The organism is Streptomyces mesophilus (assembly GCF_011044995.1).
GTDB lineage: Bacteria > Actinomycetota > Actinomycetes > Streptomycetales > Streptomycetaceae > Streptomyces > Streptomyces mesophilus.
Window position 1 is genome coordinate 1 of the sequence record NZ_JAAKZW010000367.1, and the last position, 5,046, is coordinate 5,046.

Genomic DNA, 5,046 nt, shown 5'->3' on the forward strand with positions numbered 1-5,046 from the left:
CACCCGCAGCGGCCGGCCCCGGGTGCTCGGACGCCCGCGGCCCCGCCGCCGCCCGCCGCCCCCGGCGCCGGCGCCGACGACATCGCCAACGCCGCGACCAGCAAGGCCGCCCCGCCGCGCTCCGCGCGCGGCAGCGGTGCGGCCGCGCCCGCGCCGCCCGGTGCGCCGGGCGCTCCGGGTGGGCGTCCCGGCACCACCCCGCCGCCGCCGAGCGCTCCCGGCGCTCCGGGCGCGGGCAACGCCTACGTACCGACGCAGATGGTGTCCTCGCTCGGTCCCGACGGACCGCAGCCTCCCGGCCCGCCCACGCCGCCGCCCGCCGGTGGCAGCTCCGGCGGCGGCGTGCACCACGCGGCGACGATGCTGGCCGGTCCGGACATGAGGGGTCCCGGTGCGCCCCAGCCGCCGGGCGCCCCGCAGCCGCCCGGCGCTCCGGGTGCCCCCGGCGCCCCGCAGCCCCCCGGTCCTCCCGGCGTCCCTGGCAGCACCCCGCCCGGTGGTGTCCACCACGCGGCGACGATGCTGGCCGGACCTGACCCGAGCGGTCCCGGCGCGCCCCAGCCGCCCGGCCCGCCCGGCGCTCCGGGTGCGCCCGGTACGCCGCCGCCCGGTGGCGCGCACCACGCCGCGACGATGCTCGCCGGACCCGGCGGCGGACCGAGCGCGCCCGCGGCGCCCCAGCCTCCTGGGCCGCCCGGTGCGGCCGGCGTATCCCGGGGTTCCGGGGGCTCCTATTCGTCGCCCCCGGCGCCGCCCGGCACCCAGCAGCCGGCCGCGCCGATGCCCGGCGGCCCCCAGCCCTCGTACGGCTATCCGCAGCAGCCCACCGGTCAGCCGACCGTCGGCCCCGGCTACCAGGTGGTCGTCAGCTATCGCGCGCCGGACGGCAGTCAGCAGCAGCTGATCCGCCGTTCCGCGCCCGGCACTCCGCACCCGGAGTGGCAGGTCTTCCATGAGCTGCGCGGGATGAACGTGCCCGCGGACCAGGTCCTGGAGATCCACACCGAGCTGGAGTCCTGCGATCTGCCGGGTGCGTACTGCGCCCGCATGATCAAGGAGCAGTGGCCGCAGGTGCGGGTCACGACCGTCGCCCCGTACGGCACGGACCACGCCTCGCGTCAGCAGGGCATGCGGCAACTCCTGGCCCACCAGGGCGAGTTGCACCAGGTCGCCGACGGTCCCGCGCGGCTTGCGCCGATGCGTGTTCCGCTGGTGCCGGTGCAGCCCGCGCCGCCGATCGGTCCCGAGGGTGTGGCGCAGGAGCTGGCCGGTGCGTTCGGTCCGCAGGGCATCTTCCGCTTCGACCAGCGCGCGGTGTCGCGTCAGGGTGTGCCCGAGGTCGTGGCGACGACGCTGGTGTGGGCCGGTCTGCCGGTGGACTTCAACCCGTTCTTCTGGGCGCAGGCCCAGCCGGGCCGCCCGGTGCCGACGCTCGCCGAGATGGCGCAGGAGCGCGGGGTGCAGCCGGCCTCGGACGCGGGCTCGTATCTCGTGATGGGCAGCGACTTCGGGCGCGCGATCTGTGTGCAGTACGGCACGGCGCACATCGTCGCGGTCCCGGTCGAGGCCGGTCCGGGCGGAGCCCCCGTACCGCCGCAGTTCGTGAACTCGGGGCTGCCGGAGTTCGCCCGCTGTCTCGCGATGCTCGGCCGTATGTGGCGGCTGCGCTACGGCCTCAACCAGGAGCAGGCGGGCCGCTGGACCGTCGACTTCCAGGCCCAGCTCGCGGCCCTGGACCCGGCGGCGCTGTCGTCCCCGGAGACCTGGTGGTCGGTCCTGCTCGAGCAGATGTGGGACGGCCTGATCTAGCTCCCGGCAAGCTCATCGAAGGGCCGCCTCCGTCGTACGTGGACGGGGGCGGCCCTTTCGTATGCCGTGAATGACCGCGTCACCACCGTTGGCCCGGTTTCCGTTTCTTTGTCTCGTTGACGCATGCTTGATCAGATCGATGCGCGGAGTGTCGCGTTATGGGTGCTTCGGTGTGATCCATCAGGATGTGCGCCGGATCGGGTTGTCAGCGGCAGGGCGAGAGGGGCCTCAGGATGAGCACGGCACGTTCGGCGACGTCGACTCATGAGTTCAGCACCGTACGCGGCCGTGGCTACCGCCCCGAGCAGGTGAACGGGGCCGTGGGCCGGCTCTGCCGCGACCGCGACGACGCCTGGGAGCGGGCCGCGCGTCTGACCGTGCTCGCCAAGGAGATGGAGTCCGAGGCCGCCGCGCTGCGGGACACCGTCGCCCACCTCGCACCGCAGACGTACGAGACGCTCGGCGACCGGGCCCGGGAGATCCTGCTCACCGTCGAGGAGGAGGCGCGTGCGCTGCGGGCCGCCGCGCAGGGCGAGGCCCAGTGGCTCGCCGACGAGAGTGCCGCGTACGAGCGTGATCTGCAGGACTCCGCCCGCGCCCGGGCCGATGAGCTCCGCGGCCAGGCCGAGGACCGGGCGCGCCAGACGCTGCTCACCGCCCAGCGCACCGCGGACGACGAACGCATCGCCGCCCGCCGCGAGATCAAGGAGCTGCGCGGCGAGGCCCTCGAAGTGCTGCGCGACATGCGCGTACGGGGCGAGGCGCTGCTCGGCGACCTGGCCAAGGAGCAGGACGAGCTGTGGGAGAGCGAGCAGCGGTCCGCCGAGGAGCAGGTGGCCGCGCTCGACGTACGGCACACCGAGTTGACGGCCGCCGCCGAGGCCCGGCTCTCGGCGGCCAAGCGGGCGTTCGCCGAGGCCCAGGAGGCGGCGCGGCACGGCGAGGAGGACGCGGCGGCCCGTGCCGCCGAGATCATCGCCGAGGCGCGGATGCGGGCCGAGCGGATCGAGCGCGAGACCGAGCGGGTGCTGCGCGAGCAGGCCGAGCGCGGTGAGGAGGTGCGGGCGCACATGGACCATGTACGGGCCAGCCTGATGTCCCTGACCGGGCGCGCCGGTACCGAGGACGGCCCGTCCGGTGGCGGGACGGTGCCGGGGCCGAGCTCGGGGGCCGATTCCTGAGGGGTGCGGGGAACGGTCGCGTCCTTCACGGATACGCGCGTCGCACTGCGCCGTTACGTCAACTCACTCCCGTATCCCCCGAAACTCACTCCCGTATCCCCCGAGTTGCCACCCCCGCCAGGATCTCCGCCTCCACCGCCTCGTAGGCCCGGCGCTGCTCGCGCTGGCGGGTGCGGGAGCTGAGGACCGTGCCCAGCCAGCCGAGGCCGAAGCCGAGCGGGATGGAGGCGATGCCCGGGGTGGTGAACGGGAACCAGTTGAAGTCGTGGCCGGGGAAGGCCGAGCCCGGGTGGCCGGAGACCAGATTGGTGCCGGTCATCAGGATGATCGCGCCGGCCGAGCCGCCGAGCAGGGTGCACAGCAGACCGGCGCGGGTGAAGCGGCGCCAGAACAGGCTGTAGACCAGGGCGGGGGCGAGCGCCGATGCGCCCAGGCAGAACGAGAGCGTGACCAGCGGCTGCAGATTGCGGTGCTGCACCATCGACGCGAGCGCGATGGTGACGACGCCGACCGCGAGCGCCGCGAGCCGGGCGGTGGTCATCTCCGCGCGTGGACTGAGCCGGCGGCGGTGCGCGAACACGTCGTGGGCAAGGGAGTTGGCGCAGGCCAGGATCATGCCGCCGACCGAGGCGAGCAGCGTCAGGAAGACCGCCGTCGCGACACAGGTGAAGATCAGCGTCTCGGCGCCCGAGGTCTCCGCGCCGAACAGGGCCCGGGTGGTCAGCAGGATCGAGGTGTTGCCCTGCGGATCGGCCGCCGTGATGGCCTGGCGGCCGACGAGAGCCGCCGCGCCGAACCCGATGACCAGGGCGAACAGCGCGAACACGGTCGCCGCCGAGACGGCCCAGGACATCGAGCGCCGTACCTCGGGGGCGCTGCGCGCGGTGTACATCCGCATCGTGACGTGCGGCAGACAGGCCGCTCCCAGGACGACCGTGAGCTGCGAGACGACCATGTCGAGCCGCGGGGCGGCGCTGCCCGCGAGCAGCGGTCCTGTCCGCAGGAACGCGTCGCCCAGACCGCTGCCCCGGGCCGCCTGGGCGGCGAGGGCACCGAAGTCGCCGTCGAAACGGAGCAGCACGAGCACGGAGACGACGGCCGCCGAAGCGAGCAGGATCACGATCTTGATGATCTGGATCAGGGCCGTGCCCTTCATCCCGCCGATCGCCGCGTACGAGATCATCAGCACGCCGACCAGGACCATCGAAGCGGTCTTCACCCCCTCGCCCCCGAAGCTCCCGAAGCCGAGGACGAACGCCAACAGGTCGCCCGCGCCCGCGAGTTGGACCAGCATCAGCGGGAGCAGCGCGGCGAGCGTGGCGACGGCCGTGGCGATACGGGCCGGGCGCGCCGAAGGGCCGGAGAGCCGGCGCGTGAGGGTGTCGCCCATCGTGAAACGGCCCGCGTTGCGCAGCGGTTCGGCGAGCAGGAACATCAGCAGGACCAGCGACAGGGCGGTGGCCAGGAGCAGCACGACCCCGTCGTATCCGGTGAGCGCGATGACGCCGATGCCGCCGAGGACGCTCGCGGCGGAGATGTAGTCGCCGGCGATGGCGAGACCGTTGCGCAGCGGCGTCAGGCCGGGGCCGCCCGTGTAGAACTCGTCGAGATCGTCGCGGTCCGGTCCGGTCATCACGCACAGGAGCAGCGTGATGCTGGCGACCGCGGTGAACGCGACCAGGCTCATGGACTCGGTGGCGTCGGCGGCGGTGACCGCCGCGAGGTTCATGGGCGGGACTCCAACTCGGCTGCCCTGCGCAGCCGTTCGGCGAGCGGGTCGACGCGGCGCACGGCGTGCCGCTGGTACAGCGCGATGGCCACGTACGTGACAGGGATCTGCGCGAGCAGGAGCAGCAGGCCCAGGTTGAGGCCGCCGGTGATGCGGTGGCCGACGAGCGAGGGGGCGTACGCGGAGAGGATCAGGAAGAGGGTGAAGGAGCCGAGCGCGGTGAGGGACGCGACCCGGCGCAGCCGCTTGTACGCGCGGCGCACCAGCCGCAGATCGGCATGGCTGCCCATCCGCGGGGCCGGGCGGCGGCGTGGCGGCGGGGGAGCG

Annotated in this window: 4 protein-coding genes; 2 read left to right on the forward strand and 2 right to left on the reverse strand. The window is 74.2% G+C overall.

Going from position 1 to position 5,046, the window contains the following annotated elements; all coding sequences use genetic code 11:
* Nucleotides 1–1,809: SUKH-4 family immunity protein (locus G6045_RS39180; RefSeq protein WP_165337018.1), on the forward strand; the 1,809-nt coding region annotated here is incomplete at its 5' end.
* A 233-nt stretch (nt 1,810–2,042) separates the two neighbouring features.
* Nucleotides 2,043–2,990 (forward strand): coiled-coil domain-containing protein, encoded by a 948-nt coding sequence (locus tag G6045_RS39185; RefSeq protein WP_165337019.1) that lies wholly within the window; start codon nt 2,043–2,045, stop codon nt 2,988–2,990.
* An 85-nt stretch (nt 2,991–3,075) separates the two neighbouring features.
* On the opposite strand, the gene G6045_RS39190 is transcribed toward G6045_RS39185, so the two are convergent.
* The gene (locus G6045_RS39190; RefSeq protein WP_165337020.1) at nt 3,076–4,719 is read right to left on the reverse strand and encodes a sodium/solute symporter; all 1,644 of its coding nucleotides are present in this window, start codon (nt 4,717–4,719) and stop codon (nt 3,076–3,078) included.
* On the reverse strand, nt 4,716–5,046 hold a 331-nt coding region (locus tag G6045_RS39195), incomplete at its 5' end, for a DUF485 domain-containing protein (protein WP_165337021.1). The genes G6045_RS39195 and G6045_RS39190, both read right to left, overlap by 4 nt.